The sequence below is a fragment of the Kitasatospora sp. NPDC059747 genome, from assembly GCF_042732955.1.
Taxonomy (GTDB): Bacteria; Actinomycetota; Actinomycetes; order Streptomycetales; family Streptomycetaceae; genus Kitasatospora.
In genome coordinates, this window is record NZ_JBHWGV010000008.1 from 92,839 (window position 1) to 115,325 (window position 22,487).

A 22,487-nucleotide genomic window follows, 5' to 3' on the forward strand; every position below is an offset into this window, starting at 1 on the left:
ACAGCAGCACCATGCGGGGGAAGAAGATCCTGATCACCGGCGGCACCGGGCAGGTCGCCCGGCCGGTCGCCGAGGCGCTCGCCGAACACGCCGAGGTCTGGTGCATCGGCCGGTTCGGCACGCCGGGCGTCGAACGGGCACTGGCCGACCGGGGCATCCGCACCCGGCACTGGGACATGGCCGACGGCTCCGAGCGGGCGCTCGCCGGACTGCCGCGGGACTTCACCCACGTCCTGCACTCCGCCGTCCACCGCGGCGAGGACGGCGACTTCAACGCCACCGCCGAGATCAACGCCGTCGCCACCGGCCGCCTGATGGAGCACTGCCGCACCGCCGAGGCGTTCCTGTTCGTCTCCACCGGCGCGCTCTACAAGCGCCGGACCCTCGACCACGCCTACACCGAGGACGACCCGGTGGACGGCTCCGCCGACTGGCTGCCCGCCTACCCGATGGGCAAGCTCGCCACCGAGGGCGCGGTGCGCGCCTTCGCCCGGGTGCTCGACCTGCCCACCACCATCGCCCGGCTCAACATCGCCTACGGGCCCGGCAGTTACGGCGGCGTGCCGATGCTGTACTTCAAGGCGATGCTGGCCGGACAGCCGATCCAGGTGCCGCTGGAGGGCCAGAACTGGTGCTCCCTCCTGCACACCGACGACCTGGTGGCGCAGGTGCCCCGCCTCTGGGCGGCCGCCGCCACCCCGGCCACCGTCGTCAACTGGGGCGGCGACCAGTCCGTCGGCGTCACCGACTGCATCCGCCACATCGAGCGGCTCACCGGTGTGACGGCGGACCTCGTCCCGAGCGAGGTGACCCGCGAGACGTACCGGTTCGATCCCACGCTGCGCCGGAAGCTGACCGGCCCGTGCACCGTCGACTGGCGCGACGGCATCGAACGCACCCTGCGCGTGATGTACCCGCAGTACCTGGACGGCCGCCGCGTGGGCGGCGAGAGCATGACGAAGGGACGCTGACCGACATGACCGACACCGTTCTCACCGACACCGTTCTCACCGACACCGTTCCGACCGACATTGCTCTGACCGACATCGCTCTGACCGACACCGCTCTCACCGCCGATGCCGCCGCCACCGGCAGCCGCGCCCTGATCGAGCGCGCCTACCGGGCCTTCCACGACCGCGACGTCGCCGCGCTGCTGGACACCCTCGACCCGCGCGTCGAGTGGGTGCACCCCGACGGCATGGCCGAGTACGGCCTCGGCGGCACCAAGCACGGCCACGCGGGCGTGCGCGAGTTCCTCGCGAAGGTGCCCTCCGTGCTCGGCGGAATGCGCCTGCGACCACAGGAGTTCGTGGCCGCCGGGGACCGCGTCGTGGTCTTCGGTGTGCGCGAGGTCACGTCGAAGCGCGGCACGACCGTGACGCTGCCGTTCATCCACTCCTGGACCCTGCGCGGGGGCCGCGCGGTGCGCATGGAGGACGTCTTCGACACCGTGCTGTTCCGCCGCGTGATCGAGAGCTGAGACACCGCCCCACCTCCCGGGATCCCGGTTCGCGCACGGCGGGCCGGGCTCCCGCCCGCGCTGCGCCGCCTGTGCCGGAGACCTTGGTCACACGGTGCGCGATCGACCGGCTTGTATTCTCCGGTGATGGCCGTAGTTCTTATATGGCCTTCGTATTGTGCAACCCGGGTGCGGTCCCGACCGTCTCCCAGAGTACGGTGTGCCCGATCATCACGGGCAGCGCTTCCGGCGGTGAAAGGTACGCGGATGGCAGGCAAACGGGGCGAGAGCCCGGCTCGTGGCGAGGACGCGCCCGACGCGGCCACCACGGACGGCGACAGCGCCGTCCCGCAGCCGCGCGCCGGCGGACGGGCCGAGGCCCGCCGGGCCGCACAGGGCAAGGGCGGCAAGGGCGCCCCGTCCGCAGGCGGCGGCGGCCGCGCGGCGGCCCGCAACAGCCGGAAGCCGAAGAAGAACGTGAAGAAGATCGTCGCCTGGTCGGCGGCGGGCGTCCTGGTGCTGCTCGCCGGCACCGGCGGCGCGATCTACTTCAAGCTGAACGCCAACATCAAGTCCTTCGACGCGGACGCGATAGCCACCGACCGCCCGCCGGAGGCCCAGGCCGACGCGGACGGCAACAAGCCGGTCAACGTGCTGCTCATCGGCTCCGACAGCCGCGGCGGCTCCAACTCCGACCTCGGCGGCGGCGAGGACGGCGGCGCCCGCTCGGACACGACGATCCTGCTGCACGTCTACGCCGACCACAAGCACGCCGTCGGCATCTCGATCCCGCGCAACGCGATCGTCCAGATCCCGTCCTGCAAGCTGCCCAACGGCAAGTGGACCAAGGCCGGGAACGACCTGTTCAACGCGGCGTTCTCGGTCGGCGGCAGCGACGCCGGCAACCCCGCCTGCACCCAGAACACGATCGAGAAGCTCACCGGCATCCGGGTCGACCACACCATGGTCGTCGACTTCAACGGCTTCTCCTCGATGACCAAGGCCGTCGGCGGCGTCGACGTGTGCCTGCCCAAGGCCATCTACGAGGGCGACATCAACCCCAACCTGCACAAGAAGGGCGAGCTCGTCCTCCCGCAGGGCAAGCAGACCGTCGACGGGCAGAAGGCGCTCGACTACGTCCGGCTGCGGCACGGCATCGGCGACGGCTCCGACATCGGCCGGATGAAGCGCCAGCAGGCCTTCATGAGCTCGCTCGCCAACAAGATCAAGTCGGAGGGGCTGAGCCCCACCAACCTGCTGCCGCTGGCCGACGCCGCCACCAAGTCGCTGACCGTCGACCCCGGGCTGAGCTCCGCCGACAAGCTGCTGTCCTTCGGCCTGTCGCTGAAGAACATCGACATGCACAACCTCAAGTTCGTGACGGCCCCCTGGCGCTACCGCACCCAGGACGCCAACATCGACCTGGTCCAGCCGGACGTCCAGAAGCTCTGGGACACCCTCAAGGCCGACCACACCATCGACGGCCAGAACGCCACCGGCCAGCAGGACGGCGCCCCCGCCGCCCCGAGCTCGCCGCAGCCCGCCGCACCGACCTCGACCGCCCCGGCCGGCGACGCCTCCAACGAGTCCGTGAAGGTGGCCGTCTACAACGGCACGATCGCCAACGGCCTGGCCGGCAAGGCGACCGAGCAGCTCAAGGCCGCCAAGTTCTCCGCCACCACGGCGGGCCAGGCGGCCAGCACGAAGTACAAGACCACCACGATCGAGTACAGCGCCAGCCAGAAGGCGAACGCCGAGAAGGTCGCCGCGCTGTTCCCCGGCGCCAGCCTGGAGCCCAGCAGCTCGCGGGGCATCTCGGTGATCGTCGGCCAGGACTTCGCCGCCGCCAACGGCGCCGCCGCCCCCGGCGGCACGCCCGCGGCCGGCACCCCCGGCACCCCGGCCCCGCTGCCCACCACCGTCACCAACGACGCCCGCTCCGCGGACGACGACATCTGCGCGAACACCACCTACGGCAGCGGCGGCTGACCGCACCCGTACACCGCATCGCACGACTCCGGGGCGCGTCCGTCCCGGGGTCGTGCCATGGTGGCTGAGGGGGACCGCGGGCCACGAAAGGCGGATCCCATGCCCGAGATCGCCCTGCAGATCGACATCGCCGCCCCCCGGGACGTCGTCCTCGCCGCCCTCAACACCCACGACGGCCTCACCAGCTGGTGGACCACCGCCGTCGACCGCGACGACGACATCCTTCTCTTCGACTTCCCCGACGTCCCCGAGCCCTTCCGGCTGCGCCGCGAGCGCGCCGACCTCGACCGCGTCGTGTGGGCGAACACCGGCGCCTTCCCGCCGCACTGGGCCGGCACCTGGATCACCTGGGACCTCGCCGAACAGCCCGACGCCCCCGACCGCACCCGGCTGCTGTTCCGCCACGGCGGCTGGCAGCCCGGCAGCGAGGACGGCGTCCCGATGGTGGCCGGCACCTGGGCGGAACTGGTCGTCCGGCTCAAGGACTATGCGCAGAGCGGCAAGGTCCAGCCCTACTTCGTCACCGCCCGGCGCCACGACCCCGCCTGAGCCCCGCCCGAGCCCGCCGAGCCCCGCCCGAGCCCGCCGAGCCCCCGCCCGGTGGCGGGATCGCCGCCGCGGGCCGATCGTTGTCCTGTACCCCGAACCCGCCCCCGCCCCGCCCCCCGAGCCCACGGGAGGCCCCCGATGCCGCCACCCGTCCCGCGACGCGCCGCCGGGAAATCGGCGGCTTCCCCGGCATCACGGGCCATCCCGGGTAAGACTGCACCCATGCTGGGCCTACCGGACGACATCCGCGCCTTCCTCTTCGACCTCGACGGGGTGCTCACCCAGACCGCCGTGGTGCACGCCGCGGCCTGGAAGGACACCTTCGACACCTTCCTGCGCGCCGAAGCGGCCCGCACCGGCGGGCAGTTCGTCCCCTTCGACGCCGTCACCGACTACGACACCTACGTCGACGGCCGCCCGCGCCTCGACGGCACCCGCGCCTTCCTGCGGAGCCGGGGCTTCGACCTGCCCGAGGGCACCGACGACGACCCGCCGAACGCCCCCACCGTGCACGGGATCAGCCTCGCCAAGAACGACACCGTCCTGCGCATGATCCGCGAGCAGGGCGTCCAGCCGTACGACGGCTCGGTGGCCTACGTGCGACGGCTGCGCGCGCTCGGGCTGCCCAGCGCCGTGGTCTCCTCCAGCGCGAACTGCCGGGACGTGCTCCGGGCCGCGGGCATCGAGGACCTCTTCGACGTGGTCGTGGACGGGATCGTCGCCAAGCGCGAGGGCCTGCCCGGAAAGCCGGCCCCCGACACCTACCTGCACGCGGCCAAGGTCCTCGGCGTCGAACCCGCGCACGCCGCCGTCTTCGAGGACGCCCTCGCCGGCGTCGCCTCCGGCCGGGCCGGCGGCTTCGGCGCGGTGGTCGGCGTCAACCGCACCGGCCAGGCCGCCGAACTGCGCCGGGACGGCGCCACCGTGGTCGTCGACGACCTCTCGGAACTGCTGGGGGAGCGGGCATGACCGCGTCCGACACCTTCGTCGTCGACCCGTGGCAGGTTTCCGAACACGGCCTCGACCCGGCCGCGCTGGCCCGTGCCGAGTCCGTGTTCGCGCTCTCCAACGGCCACATCGGCCTGCGCGCCAACCTCGACGAGGGCGAGCCGCACGGCCTGCCCGGCACCTACCTCAACGGCGTCTTCGAACTCCGCCCGCTGCCCTACGGCGAGGGCGGCTACGGCTACCCGGAGTCCAGCCAGAGCGTCATCAACGTGACCAACGGCAAGATCATCCGGCTGCTCGTCGACGACGAGCCCTTCGACCTGCGCTACGGCGAACTCCTCGGCCACCGGCGCTGGCTGGACTTCCGCGACGGCCTGCTGCACCGCGAGGCCGAGTGGACCTCCCCGGCCGGCCGCACGATCCGGGTCCGCTCGACCAGGCTCGTCTCGCTCACCCAGCGCGCCATCGCCGCCGTCGAGTACTCCGTCGAGGCGGTCGACGGCCCGGTGCGGATCGTGCTCCAGTCCGAGCTCGTCGCCAACGAGCAGCTCCCCGGCGGCCCCGAGGGCGACCCGCGCGCCGCCGCCGTCCTGGAGGCGCCCCTCCAGCCCGAGGCCCACCACGCCGACGGGACGAAGGCCGTCCTGGTGCACCGCACCCGCTACAGCGGCATCCGGGTCGCGGCCGGCATGGACCACGTCATCGAGGGCCCGGAGCGGCTCGACACCGTGGCCGAGGCCGGCGCCGACCAGTGCCGGATCAGCGTCACCACCGTCCTCGCCCCCGGACAGCGCCTGCGGCTGGTCAAGTTCATGTCCTACGGCTGGTCCGCGACCCGCTCGCTGCCCGCCGTCCGCGACCAGGTCGAGGCCGCGCTGACCGCCGCCCGGTACACCGGCTGGGACGGCCTCGTCGCCGAACAGGCGGACTACCTGCGGGAGTTCTGGAAGACCAGCGACATCGAGATCGAGGGCGACGTCGAACTCCAGCAGGCCGTCCGGTTCGCCGTCTTCCACGTCCTCCAGGCCGGCGCCCGCAGCGAGGAGCGCGCCATCCCCGCCAAGGGGCTGACCGGCCCCGGCTACGACGGCCACAGCTTCTGGGACACCGAGACCTTCGTCCTGCCGGTCCTCACCTACTGCCTGCCCGCCGCCGTCAACCAGGCCCTGCGCTGGCGGCACACCACCCTCCCGCTCGCCCGCGAGCGAGCGGCCCAACTCGGCCTGGCCGGAGCGGTGTTCCCCTGGCGGACGATCCGCGGCGAGGAGTGCTCCGGCTACTGGCCGGCCGGCACCGCCGCCTTCCACATCGGCGCCGACATCGCCGCCGCCGTCGCCCGCTACGTCCGGGCCACCGCCGACGTCGAGTTCGAGCGCGAGTACGGGCTCGCACTCCTCGTCGAGACCGCCCGGATGTGGCGCTCGCTCGGCCACCACGACGCCGCCGGCAAGTTCCGCATCGAGGGCGTCACCGGCCCCGACGAGTACAGCGCCGTCGCCGACAACAACGTCTACACCAACCTCATGGCGCAGACGAACCTGCGCGCCGCCGCCGAGGCCGCCGGCCGCCACCCCCGCGAGGCCGCCGACCTCGGCGTCGACACCGAGGAGACCGCCGCCTGGCGCGACGCCGCCGCCGCGATGTACGTCCCCTACGACGAGAGCCTCGGCGTCCACCCCCAGGCCGACGGCTTCACCCACCACCAGGTCTGGGACTTCGAGCGCACCCCGCCCGAGAAGTACCCGCTGCTGCTGCACTACCCGTACTTCGACCTCTACCGGAAGCAGGTCGTCAAACAGGCCGACCTCGTGCTCGCCATGCAGGTCCGCGGCGACGCCTTCACCGACGAGCAGAAGGCCCGCAACTTCGCCTACTACGAGCGCCTCACCGTCCGCGACTCCTCCCTCTCCGCCTGCACCCAGGCGGTCATCGCCGCCGAGGTCGGCCAGCTCGACCTCGCGTACGACTACACCGCCGAAGCCGCCCTCATGGACCTCCACGACCTCGGCGGCAACACCCGCGACGGCCTCCACATGGCCTCCCTCGCCGGGGCCTGCATCGCCCTCGTGGCCGGCCTCGGCGGCCTGCGCGACCACGGCGAGACGCTCTCCTTCCGGCCCCGGCTGCCCGCCGGGCTCACCAAGCTCGGCTTCTCGCTGATGGTCCGCGGCATGCTGCTCGGCGTCGAGATCACCCACGACGGGACGACCTACACGCTGCGCCGGGGCGAGGTGATCCACCTGCGGCACGACGGCGACACGGTCCAGCTGAAGGCCGGGGAGCCGGTCACCCTCCCGACCACCGCCCCGCCCGCCCAGGAGCGCTGCGCCCAGCCCCCCGGCCGCGAACCCGCCCGCCGCCAGCCCCAGGCCGGTCTCGCGGCGGGCAAGGTCGGCGGCCAGAACCCCGACCACCTGGCGGCGGAGTAGCGGCGGCCCGACTTCCGGGCCTCCGCCCGTTCACCCGTTCGGCCTCCCCGCCGTGCACGTGCACCCCCCTCCCCGGAGGGTGCAGGTGTCCCGCGTCATCCGGCAGCCGATCGAGGAGACCCCGTGGCGAGCGTGGCCGAACAGATGGTGGAAGTGCTCCGGCAGGCCGGCGTGGAGCGGGTCTACGGCGTCGTCGGCGACAGCCTCAACCCGGTCGTCGACGCCATCCGCCGCGCGGAGGGCATCGGCTGGGTGCACGTCCGCAACGAGGAGGCCGGTGCGTTCGCCGCGGCCGCCGAGGCCGAGCTCAGCGGCCGGCTCGCGGTCTGCGCCGGCTCCTGCGGCCCCGGCAACACCCACCTCGTGCAGGGCCTGTACGACGCCCAGCGCAGCGGCCTGCCCGTCCTCGCGCTGGCCTCCCACATCCCGTCCGGGCAGATCGGCACCGGGTTCTTCCAGGAGACCCACCCCGAGCGGGTGTTCACCGACTGCAGCAGCTGGTGCGAGATGCTCTCGACCCCCGTCCAGCTGCCCCGCCTGCTGCGGATCGCGATCCAGCACGCGCTCGGCGCCCGCGGCGTCTCCGTCCTCGCCTTCCCCGGGGACGTCGCCGCGCTGCCCGCCGCCGGCCCGACCGGCAGCGGCCACTTCCTGACCGAGCAGGCCGTCGCCGCCCCGCCCTGGGCGCAGGTGCGGGCGCTCGCCGAACTGCTCAACCCGGCCCGCCGGGTGACCCTGTTCTGCGGCGCCGGCGTCCGGGACGCGCACGCCGAGGTGCTGGCCGTGGCGGAGGCCCTGAACGCGCCGGTGGGCCACTCGCTGCGCGGCAAGGAGTGGATCCAGCACGACAACCCGTACGACGTCGGGATGAGCGGCCTGCTCGGCTACGGCGCCTGCCACGAGGCCCTGCACGGCGCGGACCTGGTGATGCTGCTCGGCACCGACTTCCCGTACGACTCGTTCCTCCCGCAGGCCCGCACCGTCCAGGTCGACCACGACGCCACCCGGCTGGGCCGCCGGACGGTCCTGGAGCTGGCCGTCCACGGGGACGTCGCCGCGACCCTGCGGGCCGTCCTGCCGCTGCTGGAGCCGAAGCCGGACCGGTCGTTCCTGGACGAGATGCTGCGCAAGCACTGCAAGGCGCTGGAGGACGTCGTCGGCGCCTACACCCGGGACATCGAGGCGCACCTGCCGATCCACCCCGAGTACGTCGCCTCGGTGCTCGACGACGTGGCCGCCCACGACGCGGTGTTCACCGTGGACACCGGCATGAACAACGTCTGGGCCGCCCGCTACCTCCAGCCGAACGGCCGCCGCCGGGTGATCGGCTCCTTCCTGCACGGCTCGATGGCCAACGCCCTGCCGCACGCGATCGGCGCCCAACTCGCCTGCCCCGGGCGGCAGGTGATCGCGATGGCGGGCGACGGCGGGCTCGGCATGCTGCTCGGCGAACTGCTCACGGTGGCCAAGCACCGGCTGCCGGTGAAGACCGTGGTCTTCAACAACGGCGCGCTCGGCATGATCAAGCTGGAGATGCTGGTCTCCGGCTACCCCGAGTGGCAGATCGACAACGGCGACGTGGACTACGCCGGGATCGCGCGGGCGATGGGCATCCCGGCCAAACGGGTGACCGAGCCGGCCCGGGTGCGGGAGGTGCTGGCCGAGGCACTGGAGCGGCCCGGGCCCGCGCTGGTCGACGTGGTCACCGACCCGAACGCGCTGTCCATCCCGCCGCACATCACGGCCGCCCAGCTGAAGGGCTTCGCCCTGGCGGCGGGCCGCACGGTGCTCTCCGGCGGGGTGGGACGCATGATCGACCTGGCCCGGAGCAACCTGCGCAACATCCCGCGGCCCTGAGCCCTCCGGCGGATTTGCCTGAGGGGCAAATTTCTTGCCCGTGCGGCACGCGAGGTGTCCACTGGTCACATGACCACCAGCCCCACCGGCGCCCCCGCCGCAGGCGAGCAGCTCGACGACCAGGAGGTCGCCGGCCTCGCCGCCAGGCTCCGCGAGCACCGGCACAGCAGCCGCCTCACGCTGGAGGTGGCGGCCGCCCGGGTCGGACTGTCCCCAGCCTATCTGTCCCGGCTGGAGACCGGCCGGCGCCAGCCGTCGCTGCCCGTCCTGCTCGGCCTCGCCCGCGCCTACGGCACGTCCGTCTCCGGGCTGCTGGGCGAGGCGATGACCGAACCCGACCCGGTGGTCCGCGGCGGCGTCATCGAGCCCGGCCGGGCCGGCGGCTGGGGCTACCGGCGGGCCGGCGCCCCCGGCCGGGCCATGCAGGCCCTGCGGGTCCACGTGCCGCCGGGCGTGCAGGACGCCGTCGTCCGGGTCCACCCGGGCGAGGAGTGGCTGTACGTCCTCCAGGGCGCCCTGCGGCTGACGCTCGGCGACCGCGTCCACCACCTGGCCGTCGGCGACTCCGCCCACTTCGACTCGCTCACCCCGCACTGCATCGCCGCCGAGTCGGCGCACGGGGTCGAGCTGCTCTTCGTCCACACCCTGCTGCAGAGCCCCGGTGGCGAACTCTGCCTCGGCGGCGGCCCTGCCGCACCGCACTGAGGAGGCAACCATGGCCACTGACCCGACCACCCACACCTCGACGCCCGAGGCCCCCAAGACCATCGACGCCGGCAAGTGGGCCAACCGCCGCGTCGCCGTCCGCCTGGTCATCTACACCGCGGGCATCCACGCCTTCGCCGGCTTCATCATGCTGCTGTTCGAACTCGGCGGCCGCAACAAGTAGTTGAGACATGGGACAGCCGCTCCGATCCCCGCGTCCCTGTCCCCTAGCCATCCTCCTCAATCCCCTCTCTCTCGTTCCCTGGGCCCCGAAAGGGGCGCGGGGAACTGCGCGAAACGGAAGGCACGGAGCCGCACCCAGCCGCCGCGCAGCACCCTGCACTCACCTGCCGCGCAGCAACGTGCACAGCGCCGACAGCGCAGCCGGAAACGCGTGCTCCGCAGGAGTCCCGTACCCGATCACCAGCGACGGCGGCCCGCCCGCGACGCCCCCGTCCGCCCGGTGCCACGAGAGCCCGTTGAGCGACACCCCGGCGGCCGCCGCCCGCGCCAGGAGCTCGGCCTCCGACGGTCCGTCCGCCGGCAGTCGCAGCACCGCGTGCAGTCCCGCCGCGATGCCGGTGACGCGGACGTGCGGGGCGTGTTCGGCGAGGGCGGCCACGAGCCGGTCGCGGCGCCGCCGGTAGTGCAGCCGGCAGCGCCGCACGTGCCGGTCGTACGTCCCGGAGGCGATCAGTTCGGCGAGCGTCAGCTGGTCGAGCACCGGCGACATGATGTCGGCGAGCTGCTTCAGCCGGGCCACCGGTTCGACGAGCGCGTCCGGCAGGGCGAGCCACGCGAGCCGCAGGCCCGGGGCGAGGCTCTTGGCGGCCGTCCCGGCGTACACCACGCGCTCGGGGTCGAGCGCCTGCATCGCGCCGAGCGGCTGCCGGTCGTAGCGGAACTCGCCGTCGTAGTCGTCCTCGACGACGTACCCGTCGTGCTCGCGCGCCCACCGCACCGCCGCCGCCCGCCGGTCGGCGGCCAGCGGCGCGCCGGTGGGGAACTGGTGGGCGGGGGTGAGCAGGACGCCCCCGACCCGGTCGTCGAGCAGCTCCACCCGGGCGCCCGCGTCGTCCAGCGGGAGCGGTACGGTCGCGAGCCCGGCCGCCCGGGCGACGGCGAGCTGCGGCGGCAGGCCGTACTCCTCGACGGCGAGGGCGCCGGCCCCGCGGTCCCGCAGGGCCGCGCAGAGCAGCCCCAGGCCCTGCGTCACGCCGCTGCACACCAGCAGGCGGTCCGGGTCGGTGCGGACCCCGCGCACGCGCGCCAGGTAGTGGGTCAGCGCCTCCCGCAGCTCGGGGCGCCCGAGCGGCGAGCCGTACCCGAGGACCTCGTGCGGGGCGGTGGCCAGCGCCCGGCGGGCGGCGGCGAGCCAGGCGGTGCGCGGGAAGAGCGACAGGTCGGGCCGGCCGGACATCAGGTCGTGGCGCGCGGCCGGGCGTTCCCGCACCGGCGGGGTGGCCCTGGGCGCCGGCGGCCGGGGTGCCGCGCGCTCCGCGACGGTGGTGCCGGAGCCCTGCCGGGAGGTGAGCCAGCCCTCGCCGGTGAGCTGCCCGTACGCCTCCACGACGGTGTTGCGGGCGATCCCGAGGTCCTCCCCGAGCGCGCGTGAGGACGGCAGCCGGGTGCCGGGGGCGAGCCGCCCGTCCTGGACGGCCTCGCGCAGCGCGTCCTCCAGGGCGGCCCGCAGCCCGGTCCCGGCGGCGCGCCGCCCGGTGAGGTCGAGATGCAGGTCGCCGCCGAACGCGCTCCACGAAGTGCTCATCGACGGGATTATCCCGCGTCGGCGCCGAGCCGCGGGTGGTGGCGGTGCATCGCCGCGAGGACCTCTTCGAGCGGGACGGGGATGGTGTTGGCGGCGATGTTCGCGGGTCCGTACCCGAGGGAGCGGTTGAGGCCGGCGCTCGCCCGGACGAGCCGGGGCGCGCGGGACAGGTAGGCCGCCGGGTCGTGCAGCACGACCGCGATCATCCGCTGGGTGCTGCCGCGGACGGTCATGCTGCGGATCCCCACGGCGGCGATCTCGCTCCAGGCGATGCGGCCGAGCTGGACGTGCTCCAGGCCGTCGGCGTCCAGCACCAGTTCGGGCCGGTTGCGGACGAGCCGGCGGGCGAGCGCGAAGGAGCAGAACCCGAAGAACGGCACGGCCAGGGCACCGCCGACGAGCCCCTTGACGGTGGCGTGGTGCCAGAGCAGCAGCGCGCCGCCGACGGTGAAGCCGAGCGAGGCGAGCAGGAGGAGGAGCGCGTTGCGTCTCGACAGCGCGTAGACGGTCGGAGGCGGGTTTTCGTTGATCACGGCCGGTCACGGTAGCGCCCGGCCGGAGACCGGTCGGACCCGGGTGGGCCTGTCGTCCGTCGGCGGGCTCCGCCTGGGTGGTGTCACATCCTCGCGCTACCGTGCCGCCCATGGCGAACTATGTACTCGTGGCAGGCGCGTGGCTCGGCGCGTGGGCGTGGGACGAGGTGGCGGAGGAGCTGCGCGCGGCGGGGCACAGGGCGTACCCGCTGACGCTGTCCGGGCTCGCGGAGAGGCGCGGGGTGGCTCCGGCGGGGCAGGAGGTCCACGTGCGGGACATCGTGGCCGAGGTGGAGCGGCTCGACCTGCGCGACGTCGTCCTGGTCGGGCACAGCTACTCGGGCATCCCGGTGGGCCAGGCCGCCGAGCGGATCGGCGAGCGGCTGGCCCGGGTGGTGTTCGTGGACGCCGACGTGCCGCGGGACGGCGAGTCGTTCGTCTCGGTGGCCGGGAACGGCCAGGAGGTGGCGGTGGCGATCGCGCGGAACGGCGGCTGGTGGCCGCCGCTCGCGGCCGGGGACTTCGCCGGCCAGGGCCTCACCGACGAGCAGGTCGCCCGGATCGTCGCCGGTTCGACGCCGCACCCGGGCGCCTCGCTGACCGAACCGGCCGTGCTGGGCGACGCGTTGCCCGAGCTGCCGGTGACGTACGTCAAGTGCCTGCTGGACTGGCCCGAGCCGTTCGGCCGGGCCGCCGAGCTGCTGGCGGGCGAGCGGTGGCGGCTGGTCGAACTGGACACCGGCCACTGGCCGATGTTCTCCCAGCCGCACGAACTCGCCGCCGTCCTCCAGGAGTTGTGAGGAACTAGAGCGAGAGGTAGACCGCGCTGCCGACGCCGGCCACGAAGCAGTAGATCGCGAACGGCGTCAGGCTGCGGGTCTCGAAGTACTTGGTGAGGAAGCGCACCGACACGTACCCGGCGACGAAGGCGGCGATGCTGCCCGCCACGACCGGGCCGAGGACGGCGGAGTTCTCCGGCTTGAACAGCTCGGGCACCTTGAGCGCCGAGGCGGCGATGATCACCGGCGTGGCGAGCAGGAAGGAGAACCGGGCGGCGTCCTCGTGGTGCAGCCCGCGCAGGATGCCGGCGCTCATGGTGACGCCGGAGCGGCTGATGCCGGGGAAGAGCGCGAGGATCTGGGCGGCGCCGATCCAGACGCCCTGCTTGTAGCCGAGCCGGGCGAGCCGGTGGTCGGAGGCGATCGCCGGGTCCAGTCCGGGTTCGTCGGCCACCGGGGCGGCGTGGCCGGCCCGCCGGCGGCCGGTGCCGCCGCGCTTGAGGCGTTCGGCGCCGAGCAGCACGAGCCCGTTGAGGGCGAGGAAGACGGCGGCCGGGATCGGCTTGCCGAGGGCGTTGCGCAGGGCCTTCTCGAAGGCGAGGCCGGCGATGCCGACCGGGATGGTGGAGACGATGAGCAGCCAGGCCAGCTTCTCGTTGCGGGTCTCCACGCGGCGGTGACGGATCGAGCTGATCAGGCCGCTGATGATCCGGAGCCAGTCCTTGTAGAAGAAGACCACCAGCGCGAGCGCGGTGGCCAGGTGGAGGCCGACCAGCACGGAGAGGTACGGGGAGCCCTCGGCGGTCATGTCCAGGTCGTGCTGGATCTTCCCGCCGATGATCGCCGGCAGCAGGATGCTGTGGCCCAGGCTGGAGACCGGGAAGAGTTCCGTCACACCCTGCAGCAGGCCGACGCCTATCGCTTCCGGGTAGGTCAGGGTGGACATCGCGCACCTTCGCTCGGAGGTCTGATCAGGGGGAGCCCCGGCGAAGCTACTACGGGGATGTAGACGCCCGGCAGGTCTGAGGCCGGAAATTCACCGAGTGGACGTCTCGCCGAAACCCGGGCCGGGCGACCGGCGTTCGGGCACCCGGCGTTCGGGCGCCGCTCAGGCGGCGGCCGGGTGCGCGGCCGGCGCGTGGGTGAGCAGCACGTGCACCCACACGGCGAGCAGCACCCCGGACGACACGGCGCGCTCGGCCGCGTGGCTGAGCGCCAGCGCGGCGCCCGCGGCGACGAGCGCGGTGCCGGCCACCAGCAGGGCGGCGGGCAGCACGTCCGCGGGGCGGGGGCGGTTCATCGTGGTCCTCCCTCGTGGTCGACGAGGCACCACGATGCAACCTCCCGCTGCGGCAGGTTCAAGCGTTCGTTCGTCGACGGGCCCCGAATCCGCCGACGGCCCCCGAACCGGCCCGGGTCAGCCGAGCGCCACCCGCCGCCACGCCGCCTCCCCGGCGGCCACCGGCGCCGGCCCGAAGTCGTAGCGCAGCCGGTCCGGTCCGAGGGCGAGCAGCGAGATCGAGGACGAGCCCCAGATCCGCCCGTCGCCGAAGTCGCGCCGCTGGACGAGCGCCGCGTCGCCGTCCGGCGCGAGCCCGTCCCCGGAGACGACCGGCAGCCAGGCGCCCCACGCGTCCTCGACGCTCCCGGCGCCGCCCGGGTCGGGCCGGGGCTCGGCCTCGAAGCGGGCCCGGAAGTGCGCGGCGCGGGCGGCCATCACGGCGCGGATCCGCTCGGAGGTGGTCCGGCTGTGGGCGCGGCCCTCCAGGCCGTCGTTGAGCACGACGCTCAGGCCGGTGGGCAGGTGGTGCTCGACCAGCCGCCCGTCGCCCCAACTGGCCACCCGGGCGCCGTCGGGACCGGCCAGCACGAGGTGGAACGGGTCGTACGGGGTGAGGTCGAGGTGGCCGACGCCGCCCTCGCGCACGGCGGTGAGCGGCAGCCGGCCGCGGGAGAGCCGCGTCTCGGCGGGGGCGAGCGGCCCGAAGCCGTTGAGCAGGCAGGCGGCAGTGCGCCGCCCGGGGTCGGCGGCGAGCCAGGTGCCGCCGGCGGCGAGGTCGAGCCCGCCGACCAGCTCCGGGTGCTCCGGCCAGTGGTGGGCCGGCGGGAGCCAGCGGCGCCCGAGGTACTCGTCCCGGACGGAGAGGAGCAGGACGGGCACCGCCGACCCCGGCTCGATGCTGACGAACGCCGTACACACGATCCTGTCCCCCGGTTTCGCTCTGTTCAGCGATCCTCGCACGCCAGTTCGCCTATCGGAACAGTGGTGGGGGCCCGGAAAGTGGCCCAGGAACGCCGCACGTGAATGCACCAGGCGGTAGGGCCACTCCGTCCCTAGGCTGGTGATCATGACGACGACGAACGAGACCGCGGCGCACGGGACCGCAGAGGGCGCGGACGCGCCGGTCCCCGCGCCCGCTCAGCGCCTCGCGATGCACCGGCTCGCCCCTGAGTACTACTCCGCGATGATCGCCGTGGACCGCGCCTCCCGGACCGGCCTCGACCCCCGGCTCGCCGAGCTGGTCAAGGTCCACGCCTCGATGATCAACGGCTGCGCCTTCTGCATCGACATGCACGCCACCGACGCCGTGCAGGGCGGCGAGCAGGACCACCGCCTGATCTCGCTCCCGGCCTGGCGCGAGACCCCGTGGTTCACCGCGAAGGAGCGCGCCGCCCTGGCGCTCACCGAGTCCGTCACCCTGCTGACCCGGGGGCACGTGCCGGACGCCGTCTACGACGAGGCCGCCGCCCACTTCGAGGAGGCCGAACTCGCCCAGCTGATCGCCCTGATCGCGACCATCAACGCCTGGAACCGGATCGGCGTGACCTCGCGCCTCAGCCCGGCCGCGAAGTGAGGGGAACCGCCGTGACGAGCCAGCAGGACAAGGCCCGGCTCCTGCACGAGTTGCACCGCGCCGGCGAGCCGCTGGTGCTCGCCAACGCCTGGGACGCGGTGAGCGCCCGCCTGGTCGCCGACGCCGGCGCCCGGGCCGTCGCGACGGCCAGCGCGAGCGTCTCCTGGACGCTCGGCAGCCCGGACGGCGGCGGCGCCGACCGCGACCTGGTGCTGGCGCAGACCGCGCTGGTCGTCCGCGCGGTGGAGCAGCCGGTCACCGCCGACCTGGAGAGCGGCTACGCGCGGACCGCCGCCGGGGTCGGCGAGACGGTGACCGCGCTGCTCGGCACCGGCGCCGTCGGCGTGAACCTGGAGGACGAGGGCCGTCCGCTCGACGAGGCGGCCGAGCGGATCGCGGCGGCCCGGGCGGCGGCGGACGCGGCCGGCGTGCCGCTCTTCGTGAACGCGCGGACCGACGTCTTCCTGCACCAGCTCGGTGAGCCGGAGGGCCGGCTGGACGAGGCGGTGCGCCGGTTGCGGGCCTACGTCGAGGCAGGTGCGGACGGCGTCTTCGCCCCCGGCGTGGCGGACCCGCAGACGATCGCCGCGCTGGTCCGGGCGGTCCCCGCCCCCCTCAACGTCCTGGCCGCGCCCGGCTCGCCGTCCGTCCCGGAGCTGGCGAAGCTCGGCGTCGCGCGGGTGAGCCTCGGTCCCGGCCTCGCCAAGGTGGCGTTCGCGGCGGTCCGCCGGGCCGCCGAGGAGGTGTACGCGAGCGGCACGTACACCGCCCTCGACGGCGGGCTGACCTACCCGGAGCTCAACGGGCTCTTCCAGGGCTGAACGCCGTTGCCGGCGACGGCGGACGGGCTGACCGCACGGGGGTCGGTCAGCCGATCTGCCCGCTGAGCCCGGGGTGGGTCATCTGGTTGGTCCCGATCTTCTCCACCTCCTGGGCGGTGTGCCCGACCACCGGCAGCTGGCCGGCGGTGTGGATGGCGAGGTCGGCGGGGGAGACGGTGAGGCCGTCGGTGAGACCGCCGGTGGCGTCCGGGGAGGCGGCGGTCTGGCTGGTGGCGGAGGCGGCGGGCGCGGCGAGCGCGAGGCCCGCCATGGTGAGGGCGGCCAGGGTGGCGAGTTTCTTCATGCCCTGCCGAACGACCCGGGCCGCCCTCGGGTAACCGGACGGCTCAGACCGTCACCCTCAGGGTCCGCACGCTGTTGCTGACGAACGAGGCGATCGGCTCCGGCTCCGCGCCCTCCGCGTCCTCCGCGAGGGCGAGGCCGGGGAAGCGCTCGAACAGGTGGCGCAGCGCCGTCTCCGCCTCCAGCCGGGCCAGCCCGGAGCCGAGGCAGAAGTGCGGCCCGTGCCCGAGCGACAGGTGCCGGTTGGGCCGGCGGGTGAGGTCGAAGGCGTCGGCGTCCTCGTGGTGCCCGGAGTCGCGCCCGGCCGCCGCGTACGAGGCGAGCATCGCCTCCCCGCGCCGGATCACCACGTCCCCGACCTCGATGTCCTCGATCGCGTACCGCAGCGGGAACTGCCCGACCGGGGAGTCGTACCGCAGCGTCTCCTCGACCACCGCCGACCACGGCTGCTCGCCGTCCAGCACCAGCCGCAGCTGCTCGGGGTGGGCCAGCAGGGCGCGGACGGCGTTGGTGATCAGGTTGAGCGTGGTCTCGTGCCCGGCGACCAGCATCAGCAGCAGCGTGCCGACGAGTTCGGCCTCGCTCAGCCCGTCGCCGGCCTCGCGCGCGGCGATCAGGTCGGTGGTCAGGTCGTCGCCGGGCTCGGCCCGCTTGGCCGCGACGACGGACGCGAGCAGCGCGTTGAGGTCCCGTTGCGCGGCGACGGCGGCGGCCGGGGTGGCCGAGCTGGAGACGAGCGTGTCGGACAGCTCGTGCAGGTCGTCCTGCTGCTCGACGGCGAGGCCGAGCAGTTCGCCGATCACCTGCATGGGCAGCGGGTACGCGAAGTGCGCGCGCAGGTCGAACGGGCCCTCCAGCTCGGCGACGGCGTCGAGCAGGGCGACGGCCCGCGCCTCGATCGCGGGCGCCAGGTCGGCGATCCGGCGCGGCGTGAAGGCCTGGCTGACGAGCCCGCGCAGCCGCCGGTGGTCGTCGCCGTCGGCGGTGACCATCCCGGGCACGGTGACGAAGTTGAGCAGCGGCCAGCCCTCGGGCAGCCGGCCCTCCCGGAAGTCCGTCCACAGCCGGGCGTTCTTGCCGACGCGCGGATCGGCGAGCAGCGCCTGGAGCGTGTCGTGGTGGGTTATCGCCCAGACCACCACCCCGCCAGGGAGCTCCACCAGGACCGCCGGGCCGGCGTCCCTGAGCCGGGCGTTCTCGCTGTGCTGGTCCCGTCCGAAGGGGTCGAGTCGGACGGGCCGGGGGCCGGTTCCTCGGGGAGCGTCGGCGGTGTCCATGCGGGCCTCTCGGGGGCGGGCGGTCGGGGCGGGGTGAAGGCGCTGTAGAGCACCGGCAGGCTGAGCAGTGCCCGCGACCACGGGGAGGGACGCCAGGCCAGTTCGACCGGCGGGACGGCGAGCTGGAGGTCCGGCAGCCGGTGCAGCAGGCTCTCGACGGCGGTCTCGACGATGATCCTGGCCGGGTGCTGCGCCGGGCAGACGTGCTGGCCGGCGCCCCAGGCCAGGTGGGCGCGGTTGCCGCCGAGCGAGCCGTGCGCGGCGGCGGCGACGCCCTGGGCGGCCGGGTCGGCGTTGGCGGCGGCCAGGCCGAGCACGAGCATGTCGCCGGCGCTGATGTACTGGCCGCCGAGCACGGTGTCGGTGGTGGCCCAGCGGCCGGGGAAGTTCTGCGTCGGCGGGTCGCGCCAGAGCACCTCCTCCAGCGCGTCGGAGACGGTGAGCCGGCCGCCGGTGAGGGTGGCCCGGAAGCGGCGGTCGGTGAGCAGCAGCCGCAGTGTGTTGCCGGTCCAGTTGATGCTGGTCTCGTTGCCCGCGACCAGCAGCACCACCAGGTGGTGCACCGCCTCCTCGTCGGTCAGGCCGGCCGGGTGGGCGAGCAGCCAGGAGGTGAGGTCGGCGCTCGGGGCGGCCCGGCGGCGGCGCACCAGGTCGACCAGGATGGCCTGGAACTCGGCGTTGGCGCGCACCGATTCGGCGCCGCTGTCGACGAAGTGGCTGATCAGCTCGATCAGCCGGGGGCCGGCCGCGGCGGGCAGGCCGACCAGCTGGGTGAAGACCAGCAGGGGCAGCGCGCGGGCGTACTGCGCGACCAGGTCGGCGGTGCCGTCCGGGCCCCAGCTGTCGATGAGTCCGTTGGCGGCGGCCTCGGTGGTGCCGCGCAGCTGGTGGTGGTCGATCTGGGCGAGCGTGTCCGCGACGGCGGCGCGCAGCCGCTGGTGCTCGGCGCCGTCCAGGTTGAGCAGGGTGGGGCGCCACGCGGTCATCGGCAGCAGCCGGGAGTCGGCCGCCAGCCGGCCCTCGGCGGGCACCCGCCAGCGGCGCGAGTCCTTGGAGAACAGCGTCTCGTTGCGGGTGAGTTCGAGCAGCTCGGGGTAGCCGAGGACGAGCCAGGCCTCGACCCCCGGCTCCAGCTCGATCGGCGCGACCGGTCCGTAGCGGGCGCGCAGCCGGGCGTACAGGCCGTGCGGGTCCTCGGCGACGGCGGCGCCGTACAGCGGCGTCAGCGGGCCGCCGGCGGGCACTCCGGCGGGCAGGCCGCCGCCGTGGCCGACGGGGCACCCGGACGTGGTCGGCGGTTCGGGCGCGTTCATCCTTGGAGCTCCAGCACGGACGTCCGGTGCAGGTGGTCCACGAAGTCGATCAGCAGGTCGTAGGACTGCCGCCGGTCGCGCGCGTCGCAGTAGAGGATCGGCACCTCGGGCAGCACGTCGAGCGCCGAGCGCAGCTCCTCCTCCGGGTAGGTCGGCGTGTCCGGGAAGACGTTGACGGCCACCGCGAACGGGATCCGCTGCTCCTCCAGCCGGCCGAGCACCTCGAAGCTCTCGTCCGGCCGGCGCAGGTCGACCATCGCGATGGCGCCGAGCGCGCCGCGCGACAGGTCCTCCCACAGCGGCCAGAACCGCTGCTGCCCGGGCGTGCCGAACAGGTACAGCGCGAGCCGGGGGTTGAGCGTGATCCGGCCGAAGTCCAGCGCGACCGTGGTCGTCGTCTTGTCGCCGCGCCCTGCGAGGTCGTCGACGCCGCTGCTCGCGGCCGTCATCGTCTCCTCGGTGCGCAGCGGGGTGATCTCGCTGAGCGAGCCGACCAGCGTCGTCTTGCCGACCCCGAACGGGCCGGTGACCAGGATCTTCACCGCCCCCTGGACGGAGGACGGCAGGTACTGCGGGTCGGCGGGCACCTCGGCGGGCACGGCTTCGGCGGGCACGGCTTCAGCGGAGTTGGCGGAGGCCAACGAGCACCTCTTCCAGGAGTGTTGTGGGCAGGCGTTCGGCCTGCGGGACGGGCGGGAGCACCTGCACGGCGCCGAGGTCCCACAGGTCGCCGACCAGCACCTTGACGACGCCGAGCGGCAGCACCAGGTGGGCCGCCACCTCGGCGATGGACAGCAGGCTGCGGCAGAGGCCGAGGATGCGCCGGTGCTCCCGGTTCAGCGGGGCGTGGTCGGGGAGTTCGGGCAGGTCCGGTAAGGCGCTGACCAGACTCTCGACCGCCAGCTCGGGCCGGGTGGAGCGGCTGCGGCCGCCGGTGATGACGTACGGGCGGACCGGCCCGTTCACCGCGGGCCCCCCGCCGCGTGGTCGACCCGCGGCGGGCTGGTGAGGTGGGTGCCGATCCGCTCGACCAGGACCTGCATCTGGTAGGCGACCAGCCCGGCGTCGACCGCCTCGCCGGTCACCACGGCCAGGTGCGCGCCGGCCCCGGCGGCGACGATGAACAGGTACCCGCCCCCGTACTCGATGATGATCTGCCGGGTGGCGCTGGCGGGCCCGCCGAAGCCCACCGCGACCCCGCGCGCCAGCGACTGCAGGCCGGAGCAGGCGGCGGCGAGCCGCTCGGCGTCCTCGCGCACGATGCCCGGGGTGCGGCCGATCTCCAGGCCGTCGTTGGAGACGACGACGGCGTGCTGGACCTCGGGCACGGCGACGATGTCGGCGAGGAGCCAGCCGAGATCAGGGGTGGTGGTCATGGAACTCTCCGGAGCGCTGGGGAAGTCGGGGGGACGCGGGACGGAACGGGTCGTCGTGGGCCTGGGCCCGGGCGGCCGAGCGGCCGCTGGCGGTGCCGGCCTGGAACATCGCCATGAACGCCTGCGCGTCCCGGGCCGAGCGGTACGGCGGCGCGGGCGGCGGAGGCGGGGGAGCGGCGTGCTGCGCGGTCGTGCCGGCACGGTCGCGCCGGTGGCTCCGGCGGGGCAGCGGCGGCGGGGCCGGGTCGCCGGCGGGGAGACCGGCGAAGGGGGGACCGCCGGCGGGGAGACCGGCGGAGGGGGGAGGCCCGGCGGCCAGGGGGGGTGCGAGCGGTGGGGTGTCCAGCAGGGGGTGCCCGCCCACCACGGGGGAGTGGTAGGGGCCGGCGCCGAACACCCGGTCGTCCGGCCCGAGGCCGGGGACGGTCGGCGGAAGCGGTTCGGTGAGCAGCGCGTTCGGCAGCAGAACGACCACGCGCACGCCCCCGTACGGGGAGGGCGCCGAGCTGAGCGTGACCCGGAAGCCGTACTGCTCGGCGAGCCGGCCCACCGCCGCCAGGCCCAGCTGCGGCACCTCGCCCAGCCGGGACACCTCCAGCGTGCTGCCGCCGGCCAGCGCGGCGCCCGCCTTGGCGACGGCCTGTTCCGGCATGCCGACGCCACCGTCGTCGATCTCGATGACGGCGCCGTTGTGCACCGGCATCAGCGTGACGAACACCTGGGTGCTGGGCGGGGAGTAGCGGGTCGCGTTGTCCAGCAGCTCGGCGACGGCGTGGATCAGCGCCTCGGCGGCGGCGCCGACCACGGCGGTCTCGATCCGGCTGCGCACCACGACCCGCTGGAACGGCAGGATGCGCGACTGGGCGCCGCGGACGACGTCCTCCAGCGAGACGGGTTCGGGCCAGTGCCGTCCGGCCCGCGCCCCGCAGAGCACGGCCAGGGTCTGGGCCAGCCGGGCCTGTTGGGCCGCCGCGTGGTCGGCCTTGAGCAGGCCCTCCAGCAGCGCCGGGTCGTCGTGGGTGCGCTCCATCTCGTCGAGCAGGGCCTGCTGGTCGTGGGCCATGACGAGGATCCGGCGGGCCACGCTGAGGAAGGCCCGCTGGGTGGAGGCGGTGTGCTCCTGCTCCTGCTGGACGACGGCCAGTTCCTCGCCCCGGCGGGAGAGTTCGGCGGCCAGCTGCTCCTGGAGCCGGGCGACGTCGCGGCGCAGCCGCTCGGCCCGGCGCCGGTGGGTGACGGAGACCGCGTGGTAGCGGGCGGCGGTCACGAGGGCGAGCGCCGCGAGCACGCCGGCTGCCGTTGCGCACCACTGAGTCATCGTCACGCGGCGAATTCTAGGGCGATGATCCTACGAAGGTGTGAACGGATCTCGCCAAGTGACCGGATCTCGTCAATATCCAGTCAATTCGGCGCCAATCCAACCTCGTTCGCCCCCGACCGGGCCGCCGGGCGACCACACTTCCCCCGCGGTTCCTCCCTACTCGGACACTTCGGACACGTGCGGGATGGCCGAGTCGCGCCCCGGG

The 22,487-nt window shown here is 74.2% G+C and carries 24 protein-coding genes; 12 read left to right on the forward strand and 12 right to left on the reverse strand.

Annotation, left to right across the window (positions count from 1 at the left end):
• Positions 1 to 11 precede the first annotated feature (11 nt).
• The 9 genes from ACFV4G_RS05735 to ACFV4G_RS05775 all read left to right on the forward strand — a co-directional run bounded on the left by ACFV4G_RS05735 (position 12) and on the right by ACFV4G_RS05775 (position 10,120).
• Positions 12 to 971 carry an NAD-dependent epimerase/dehydratase family protein gene (locus ACFV4G_RS05735; protein ID WP_380436836.1) on the forward strand — a complete coding sequence of 320 codons (960 nt, stop codon included), beginning with the start codon at positions 12 to 14 and terminating at the stop codon, positions 969 to 971.
• Positions 972 to 976: 5 nt separating this feature from the next.
• Positions 977 to 1,480, forward strand: a complete 504-nt coding sequence (locus tag ACFV4G_RS05740; protein ID WP_380436838.1) for a nuclear transport factor 2 family protein — start codon at positions 977 to 979, stop codon at positions 1,478 to 1,480.
• 246 nt (positions 1,481 to 1,726) lie between these two features.
• On the forward strand, positions 1,727 to 3,448 hold the full coding sequence (locus tag ACFV4G_RS05745) for an LCP family protein (protein ID WP_380436840.1): 1,722 nt from the start codon (positions 1,727 to 1,729) through the stop codon (positions 3,446 to 3,448).
• Positions 3,449 to 3,547: 99 nt separating this feature from the next.
• The gene (locus ACFV4G_RS05750) at positions 3,548 to 3,997 is read left to right on the forward strand and encodes an SRPBCC domain-containing protein (RefSeq protein WP_380436842.1); all 450 of its coding nucleotides are present in this window, start codon (positions 3,548 to 3,550) and stop codon (positions 3,995 to 3,997) included.
• Positions 3,998 to 4,219: 222 nt separating this feature from the next.
• Complete coding sequence (locus ACFV4G_RS05755) at positions 4,220 to 4,966, forward strand: HAD family hydrolase (RefSeq protein ID WP_380436844.1); 747 nt, start codon at positions 4,220 to 4,222, stop codon at positions 4,964 to 4,966.
• Complete coding sequence (locus tag ACFV4G_RS05760; RefSeq protein WP_380436846.1) at positions 4,963 to 7,374, forward strand: glycoside hydrolase family 65 protein; 2,412 nt, start codon at positions 4,963 to 4,965, stop codon at positions 7,372 to 7,374. The genes ACFV4G_RS05755 and ACFV4G_RS05760 overlap by 4 nt, the downstream gene beginning before the upstream one ends.
• A 144-nt stretch (positions 7,375 to 7,518) precedes the next feature.
• Positions 7,519 to 9,231: a pyruvate dehydrogenase gene (locus ACFV4G_RS05765; protein WP_380436921.1), complete on the forward strand. Its 1,713-nt coding sequence runs from the start codon at positions 7,519 to 7,521 to the stop codon at positions 9,229 to 9,231.
• A 69-nt stretch (positions 9,232 to 9,300) separates the two neighbouring features.
• Positions 9,301 to 9,936, forward strand: coding sequence for a helix-turn-helix domain-containing protein (locus ACFV4G_RS05770; protein ID WP_380436848.1), 636 nt, complete (start codon positions 9,301 to 9,303; stop codon positions 9,934 to 9,936).
• 10 nt (positions 9,937 to 9,946) lie between these two features.
• Positions 9,947 to 10,120: a DUF6126 family protein gene (locus ACFV4G_RS05775; RefSeq protein WP_380436850.1), complete on the forward strand. Its 174-nt coding sequence runs from the start codon at positions 9,947 to 9,949 to the stop codon at positions 10,118 to 10,120.
• Positions 10,121 to 10,279: 159 nt separating this feature from the next.
• On the opposite strand, the gene ACFV4G_RS05780 is transcribed toward ACFV4G_RS05775, so the two are convergent.
• Together ACFV4G_RS05780 and ACFV4G_RS05785 are read right to left on the reverse strand one after the other, a co-directional pair.
• Positions 10,280 to 11,704, reverse strand: a complete 1,425-nt coding sequence (locus tag ACFV4G_RS05780; RefSeq protein ID WP_380436852.1) for a PLP-dependent aminotransferase family protein — start codon at positions 11,702 to 11,704, stop codon at positions 10,280 to 10,282.
• An 8-nt stretch (positions 11,705 to 11,712) separates the two neighbouring features.
• Positions 11,713 to 12,237, reverse strand: a complete 525-nt coding sequence (locus ACFV4G_RS05785) for an STM3941 family protein (RefSeq protein ID WP_380436854.1) — start codon at positions 12,235 to 12,237, stop codon at positions 11,713 to 11,715.
• Between the two features lie 110 nt (positions 12,238 to 12,347).
• On the opposite strand from ACFV4G_RS05785, the gene ACFV4G_RS05790 reads away from it, so the two are divergent.
• Positions 12,348 to 13,037, forward strand: a complete 690-nt coding sequence (locus ACFV4G_RS05790) for an alpha/beta fold hydrolase (protein WP_380436855.1) — start codon at positions 12,348 to 12,350, stop codon at positions 13,035 to 13,037.
• Between the two features lie 4 nt (positions 13,038 to 13,041).
• Here ACFV4G_RS05790 and ACFV4G_RS05795 read toward each other — a convergent pair whose 3' ends face one another.
• From ACFV4G_RS05795 to ACFV4G_RS05805, 3 genes are all read right to left on the reverse strand, one after another.
• Positions 13,042 to 13,962, reverse strand: coding sequence for an undecaprenyl-diphosphate phosphatase (locus ACFV4G_RS05795; protein WP_380436856.1), 921 nt, complete (start codon positions 13,960 to 13,962; stop codon positions 13,042 to 13,044).
• Positions 13,963 to 14,124: 162 nt separating this feature from the next.
• Positions 14,125 to 14,316, reverse strand: a complete 192-nt coding sequence (locus ACFV4G_RS05800; RefSeq protein ID WP_380436858.1) for a hypothetical protein — start codon at positions 14,314 to 14,316, stop codon at positions 14,125 to 14,127.
• A gap of 117 nt (positions 14,317 to 14,433) precedes the next feature.
• Positions 14,434 to 15,216 carry an NRDE family protein gene (locus tag ACFV4G_RS05805; RefSeq protein ID WP_380436860.1) on the reverse strand — a complete coding sequence of 261 codons (783 nt, stop codon included), beginning with the start codon at positions 15,214 to 15,216 and terminating at the stop codon, positions 14,434 to 14,436.
• Positions 15,217 to 15,364: 148 nt separating this feature from the next.
• On the opposite strand from ACFV4G_RS05805, the gene ACFV4G_RS05810 reads away from it, so the two are divergent.
• Positions 15,365 to 15,871, forward strand: coding sequence for a carboxymuconolactone decarboxylase family protein (locus ACFV4G_RS05810; RefSeq protein WP_380436862.1), 507 nt, complete (start codon positions 15,365 to 15,367; stop codon positions 15,869 to 15,871).
• 11 nt (positions 15,872 to 15,882) lie between these two features.
• A complete protein-coding gene (locus ACFV4G_RS05815; RefSeq protein WP_380436864.1) occupies positions 15,883 to 16,692 on the forward strand; it encodes an isocitrate lyase/phosphoenolpyruvate mutase family protein in 810 nt (269 codons plus the stop codon).
• Between the two features lie 46 nt (positions 16,693 to 16,738).
• Here the strand turns inward: ACFV4G_RS05815 and ACFV4G_RS05820 are convergent, their stop codons facing one another.
• From ACFV4G_RS05820 to ACFV4G_RS05850, 7 genes are read right to left on the reverse strand one after another with little or no spacing between them, the layout of a single operon-like run.
• Positions 16,739 to 16,996: a hypothetical protein gene (locus tag ACFV4G_RS05820; RefSeq protein ID WP_380436866.1), complete on the reverse strand. Its 258-nt coding sequence runs from the start codon at positions 16,994 to 16,996 to the stop codon at positions 16,739 to 16,741.
• A gap of 43 nt (positions 16,997 to 17,039) precedes the next feature.
• On the reverse strand, positions 17,040 to 18,155 hold the full coding sequence (locus ACFV4G_RS05825; RefSeq protein WP_380436868.1) for a cytochrome P450: 1,116 nt from the start codon (positions 18,153 to 18,155) through the stop codon (positions 17,040 to 17,042).
• Positions 18,119 to 19,585: a cytochrome P450 gene (locus tag ACFV4G_RS05830; RefSeq protein ID WP_380436870.1), complete on the reverse strand. Its 1,467-nt coding sequence runs from the start codon at positions 19,583 to 19,585 to the stop codon at positions 18,119 to 18,121. Before ACFV4G_RS05830 ends, ACFV4G_RS05825 begins: the two co-directional genes overlap by 37 nt.
• Positions 19,582 to 20,199 carry an ATP/GTP-binding protein gene (locus ACFV4G_RS05835; protein ID WP_380436872.1) on the reverse strand — a complete coding sequence of 206 codons (618 nt, stop codon included), beginning with the start codon at positions 20,197 to 20,199 and terminating at the stop codon, positions 19,582 to 19,584. The genes ACFV4G_RS05830 and ACFV4G_RS05835 overlap by 4 nt, the downstream gene beginning before the upstream one ends.
• Before the next feature lie 4 nt (positions 20,200 to 20,203).
• Positions 20,204 to 20,551: a DUF742 domain-containing protein gene (locus tag ACFV4G_RS05840; protein ID WP_380436874.1), complete on the reverse strand. Its 348-nt coding sequence runs from the start codon at positions 20,549 to 20,551 to the stop codon at positions 20,204 to 20,206.
• A complete protein-coding gene (locus tag ACFV4G_RS05845) occupies positions 20,548 to 20,961 on the reverse strand; it encodes a roadblock/LC7 domain-containing protein (protein ID WP_363648005.1) in 414 nt (137 codons plus the stop codon). Before ACFV4G_RS05845 ends, ACFV4G_RS05840 begins: the two co-directional genes overlap by 4 nt.
• Positions 20,945 to 22,279 carry a sensor histidine kinase gene (locus ACFV4G_RS05850; RefSeq protein WP_380436923.1) on the reverse strand — a complete coding sequence of 445 codons (1,335 nt, stop codon included), beginning with the start codon at positions 22,277 to 22,279 and terminating at the stop codon, positions 20,945 to 20,947. The genes ACFV4G_RS05845 and ACFV4G_RS05850 overlap by 17 nt, the downstream gene beginning before the upstream one ends.
• Between the last annotated feature and the right edge of the window lie 208 nt (positions 22,280 to 22,487).

What these genes read in the sequence shown, in the direction of transcription:
- ACFV4G_RS05760 (WP_380436846.1), top strand. Translation starts at nt 4,963, where the DNA reads ATGACCGCGTCCGACACCTTCGTCGTCGACCCGTGGCAGGTTTCCGAA.
- ACFV4G_RS05735 (WP_380436836.1), top strand. Translation starts at nt 12, where the DNA reads ATGCGGGGGAAGAAGATCCTGATCACCGGCGGCACCGGGCAGGTCGCC.
- ACFV4G_RS05795 (WP_380436856.1), bottom strand. Translation starts at nt 13,962, where the DNA reads ATGTCCACCCTGACCTACCCGGAAGCGATAGGCGTCGGCCTGCTGCAG.
- ACFV4G_RS05800 (WP_380436858.1), bottom strand. Translation starts at nt 14,316, where the DNA reads ATGAACCGCCCCCGCCCCGCGGACGTGCTGCCCGCCGCCCTGCTGGTG.
- ACFV4G_RS05765 (WP_380436921.1), top strand. Translation starts at nt 7,519, where the DNA reads ATGGTGGAAGTGCTCCGGCAGGCCGGCGTGGAGCGGGTCTACGGCGTC.
- ACFV4G_RS05775 (WP_380436850.1), top strand. Translation starts at nt 9,947, where the DNA reads ATGGCCACTGACCCGACCACCCACACCTCGACGCCCGAGGCCCCCAAG.
- ACFV4G_RS05790 (WP_380436855.1), top strand. Translation starts at nt 12,348, where the DNA reads ATGGCGAACTATGTACTCGTGGCAGGCGCGTGGCTCGGCGCGTGGGCG.
- ACFV4G_RS05755 (WP_380436844.1), top strand. Translation starts at nt 4,220, where the DNA reads ATGCTGGGCCTACCGGACGACATCCGCGCCTTCCTCTTCGACCTCGAC.
- ACFV4G_RS05750 (WP_380436842.1), top strand. Translation starts at nt 3,548, where the DNA reads ATGCCCGAGATCGCCCTGCAGATCGACATCGCCGCCCCCCGGGACGTC.
- ACFV4G_RS05820 (WP_380436866.1), bottom strand. Translation starts at nt 16,996, where the DNA reads ATGAAGAAACTCGCCACCCTGGCCGCCCTCACCATGGCGGGCCTCGCG.
- ACFV4G_RS05845 (WP_363648005.1), bottom strand. Translation starts at nt 20,961, where the DNA reads ATGACCACCACCCCTGATCTCGGCTGGCTCCTCGCCGACATCGTCGCC.
- ACFV4G_RS05745 (WP_380436840.1), top strand. Translation starts at nt 1,727, where the DNA reads ATGGCAGGCAAACGGGGCGAGAGCCCGGCTCGTGGCGAGGACGCGCCC.
- ACFV4G_RS05830 (WP_380436870.1), bottom strand. Translation starts at nt 19,585, where the DNA reads ATGAACGCGCCCGAACCGCCGACCACGTCCGGGTGCCCCGTCGGCCAC.
- ACFV4G_RS05770 (WP_380436848.1), top strand. Translation starts at nt 9,301, where the DNA reads ATGACCACCAGCCCCACCGGCGCCCCCGCCGCAGGCGAGCAGCTCGAC.
- ACFV4G_RS05810 (WP_380436862.1), top strand. Translation starts at nt 15,365, where the DNA reads ATGACGACGACGAACGAGACCGCGGCGCACGGGACCGCAGAGGGCGCG.
- ACFV4G_RS05740 (WP_380436838.1), top strand. Translation starts at nt 977, where the DNA reads ATGACCGACACCGTTCTCACCGACACCGTTCTCACCGACACCGTTCCG.
- ACFV4G_RS05780 (WP_380436852.1), bottom strand. Translation starts at nt 11,704, where the DNA reads ATGAGCACTTCGTGGAGCGCGTTCGGCGGCGACCTGCATCTCGACCTC.
- ACFV4G_RS05850 (WP_380436923.1), bottom strand. Translation starts at nt 22,279, where the DNA reads ATGACTCAGTGGTGCGCAACGGCAGCCGGCGTGCTCGCGGCGCTCGCC.